General features: G+C 66.7%; 3 protein-coding genes and 2 pseudogenes. All 5 read right to left on the bottom strand.

What is annotated here, in order from left to right; all coding sequences use genetic code 11:
- A pseudogene (locus tag B5F27_RS17360) lies at positions 1-153 on the bottom strand (acetyl-CoA carboxylase biotin carboxyl carrier protein subunit); the annotation flags it as partial.
- A gap of 40 nt (positions 154-193) precedes the next feature.
- Positions 194-1,513, bottom strand: a complete 1,320-nt coding sequence (locus tag B5F27_RS15910) for a carboxyl transferase domain-containing protein (RefSeq protein ID WP_087369027.1) — start codon at positions 1,511-1,513, stop codon at positions 194-196.
- Positions 1,514-1,647: 134 nt separating this feature from the next.
- Positions 1,648-2,487, bottom strand: coding sequence for a pseudouridine synthase (locus tag B5F27_RS15905; RefSeq protein WP_087369026.1), 840 nt, complete (start codon positions 2,485-2,487; stop codon positions 1,648-1,650).
- 53 nt (positions 2,488-2,540) lie between these two features.
- Positions 2,541-2,963, bottom strand: a complete 423-nt coding sequence (locus B5F27_RS15900; protein ID WP_087369025.1) for a spore germination protein GerW family protein — start codon at positions 2,961-2,963, stop codon at positions 2,541-2,543.
- A gap of 106 nt (positions 2,964-3,069) precedes the next feature.
- Positions 3,070-3,485: pseudogene (locus B5F27_RS16880) on the bottom strand (DUF2953 domain-containing protein); the annotation flags it as partial.

Below are 3,485 nucleotides of genomic sequence, written 5' to 3'. Positions count from 1 at the left end.
AGCCGGGGCCGGAGCAGCGGCGGGGGCCGGTGCGGCAGCGGGAGCGGGTGCAGGTGCGGGGGCAGCGGCGGGAGCAGGAGCTGCGCCGGCGGCGGTCTCCTCCACGCTGACACTGTATGCGACGCCGTTGACGGTAATGGTATAGTACTTCATCGAAAAACCCTCCTGAAAATTCAGCTCATAAATACGTCAGTTACAGCGCCATGTTGCCGTGCTTCTTGGGCAGGCGGGAGGCGCGCTTGGTGCGCAGGATATCCAGAGCGGCCACCACGGCGGAGCGGGCCCCCGCTGCGGCGCAGGTCATGTCGGCGGCGCCGGCGGCCACAGCGGCCTGGGCGCTGCACACGTCCTTGGCGTAGGCGGCAGCCTTGGCCTGGGTGGCGGCGGGGATGCTGGCCGAAGCGTCCAGCTCCTCCTTATACAGCACCGAGACGGCGGCCGAGGGCTCCAGCGGGCTGACCACGCAGCCCTCCACCGCGATCTTCAGGTCGGCGGCGGCCAGAGCGATGTAGACGGGGCCCACGGCCTTGCCGGCCAGCAGGCAGACCCGGGCGGTGGTGGCGTCGGCATAGGTAGCGGACAGGCGGGCAGCCTCACGCATGCCGCCGGCGATATCGTCGGCAGCGCTGGGGACAAAGCCCTCGGTATCCACCACCGTCACCACCGGGATGCTGAAAGCATCGCACAGGCGGACAAAGCGGGACGCCTTGGAGGTGCAGCTGTGGCACAGCTTTTCGCCGGTGACCACAACGCCCACCGCCTCGCCGGCGATGGTGGCCAGGGCGGTATAGACGTTCTTGCCGAAGCCGGCGTACAGCTCCACGGCGCTGCCTGCGTCCACCAGGGCGGCGGCAGCCTTTTCGGGAGCCAGGCCGGCCTTGAAGGCGGCAGCCGGGGCCTCGAAGTCAAAGCAGGCGGGGCCGGCCAGGTTGTTGGAGGGCAGCATCCCCACGATGCGGGCGGCCCTGGCGGCAGCCTCGGCGGCGTCGGGGGCCACGATGGCGGCCACGCCGGCCTTGGCGGCGGCGGCAGCGGTGCCGGCGCCTTCCACCTTATCCCCCTTGGCGGCGGAGGTGAAGGGCGGGGTGAAGAACAGCTCGGCCCCCTCGGCCATGATGCAGACGTCGGCGTTGGCGGCAGCCAGCGCGCTGGAACCGCCGCAGACGCCCAGGACCACGGCCACCTGAGGGATGACGCCCGACACCTTGGCGATGGCGGCGTTCAGCTTGGCGCTGGCAGTCAGGGCGTCCAGGCCCTCGGCCAGTTTGGCGCCCGCAGCCTGGTAAAAGGTCACCACCGGGCAGCCGGTCTCAGCCGCCAGGTCCAGCAGGCGGACCATACGGTCCACGTCCTTTGCGCCCAGCGCGTCGCCGTTCTGCCAGAGGGTGTACACCTGCTGGCCCCCGGCGCAGCCATAGGCGGCGCTCACCGCGCCCTGCTCAAACAGAGCCGTGGAAACACCGTCATCGTAAAACCGGGCAAGAATATCTTTTTGGTTCATCTTTGAAGCCATGATCGGACCTCCCTGTTCCCTCGGGCGGCACAAGGCCGCCATATCTTTCACAATTGCCCTTATTATACTATTTTGTCAGCTTCTTCACAAGTACTTTTGTACCATTTTTCCCTCTTTCCAGGGAAAACCCCGCCTCAGCCCCGGCGTTTGGGCCCGGCGGCACGGTTTTTCACCGGGCCGTCGGTCCGGCGCGCCGGTTTGGCGGCTTTGGCGGCCGCGGCGGCGCTGCGGGTCTGGGCCCGGCCCTTGGCGGCCGCGGCACGCAGGCCGGTCAGCTCCTGCTTGGTCAGCTCCCGGTACTTGCCCGGCTGCAGCATGCCCAGCTTGACCACGCCCTCGGCGTTCCGCTTGAGGCGCACCACCTGCAGGCCCACCGCCTCGCACATCCGGCGGATCTCCCGGTTTTTGCCCTCCCGCAGGGTGATCTCCATGACGGTGCGGCCCGGCTCGTCCACCACCACGTTGATGGTGCAGGGCAGGGTCCTGGTGCCGTCGTCCAGCACCACGCCCGAGCTGAGCTGGAGAATCTGGCTCTCCTCCGCCCGGGGCTGCACCGTCACACGGTACAGCTTGGAGATGCCCCCCGAGGGGTGCATCATGGCGTTGGCAAAGGTGCCGTCGTTGGTCATCAGCAGCAGGCCTTCGCTGTCCTTGTCCAGCCGGCCCACCGGGTACAGCCGGGCCGGAATATCCGACACCAGGTCCATCACCGTCTTGCGGCCCAGCTCGTCGCTGGCGGTGGTCACATAGCCGCGGGGCTTGTACAGGGCCAGGTAATACAGCTTCTGTTCCTTATCAATATAAATCCGCTCGTCATCCACGTGGAGGACGTCCCGGTCGGGGTCCATCTTGTCCCCCACGCTCACCACCCGGCCATTGACCTTGACCCGGCCCTCGGCGATGATCTGTTCGGCGGCGCGGCGGGAGCACAGCCCCTGCTCGCTCATAATCTTCTGAATGCGTTCCAATGCCATAATGTTCTACTCCTTGTGCGCCTCCCGGCGCTCAAAACCTGTGGGAATGTTTTTTATACTTCGTTGTCGGCGGGGGCCGCGGCGGCCTCCGCTTTTTCGGCCTTGTCGGCCTTGTCGGGCAGCATGGACAGGATCTTGTCCACCAGCTCGGGCAGCATATTCAGGGCCCGGTCCACGCTGTTGGAGGGGTCGGACAGCTGGATGGTGCGCACCAGGCCGTCCTTGATGACCAGGAAGGCCACCGGCCGGATGTTGACGCCGGCGCCCGACCCGCCGAACAGGTCGCCGTTGGCGGGGTTTTTGCCGGCGCCGTCGGCGCCGCCGGTGCCGACGCCCAGGGAAATGCGGGACACCGGGATGATGGTGGTGCCGTCGTCGGTCTTGATGGGCTTGCCGATGATGGTGTTGGCGTCGGCCATCTGGCGCACCTTATCCATCGTTGCGCCCATGAGCCCCTGAATCGGATGTTCAGCCATAGATTTTGCCTCCTTACAATCAATCAAACAGTGAAAACGCGGGCGGGGCCGAAAGCCGTTCCGGCCCCTGCCCTGTGAATGCCTCTACCGGTCAGTATAACACATATTAAAGGAATACGTCCAGTACCTTTTCCCGATAGAATTCGATGAGAACCCGCACCGCCGCTATAAAAACGAACAGTGCCCGGGCCGACACCCGGAAGGACACCCGTCCCGCCGGGACGGGGGCGTCCGCCTCCACGCAGGGCACCAGCCGCAGCTCCTCAAAATCCAGGTAGATGAACCGGTTGACCAGGCCCAGCGCCGGATACAGCCAGGCGCAGGCCGCGCCATAGTCCCGGGCGGCCTGGTCCGGCTCGGCGCCGGCCCCCACCGGCCACACCACGTGAATCCGGGTGATGCGCAGGGCGTCAAACACGGCCCGGGTCATCCGGCCCGCACCCCGCAGGATGGTGCAGAGGGTCTGGAGGGTGAAGCGGGCCTTTTCCCGGGGTTTGGCGGGGGCTTTCTGCTTTTTGGGGC

Origin of the sequence: Faecalibacterium sp. An192 (assembly GCF_002160175.1) — a bacterium.
GTDB lineage: Bacteria > Bacillota > Clostridia > Oscillospirales > Ruminococcaceae > Faecalibacterium.
Note: the sequence above shows the minus strand (reverse complement) of the source record. Positions and strands in the feature narration are given on the sequence as shown.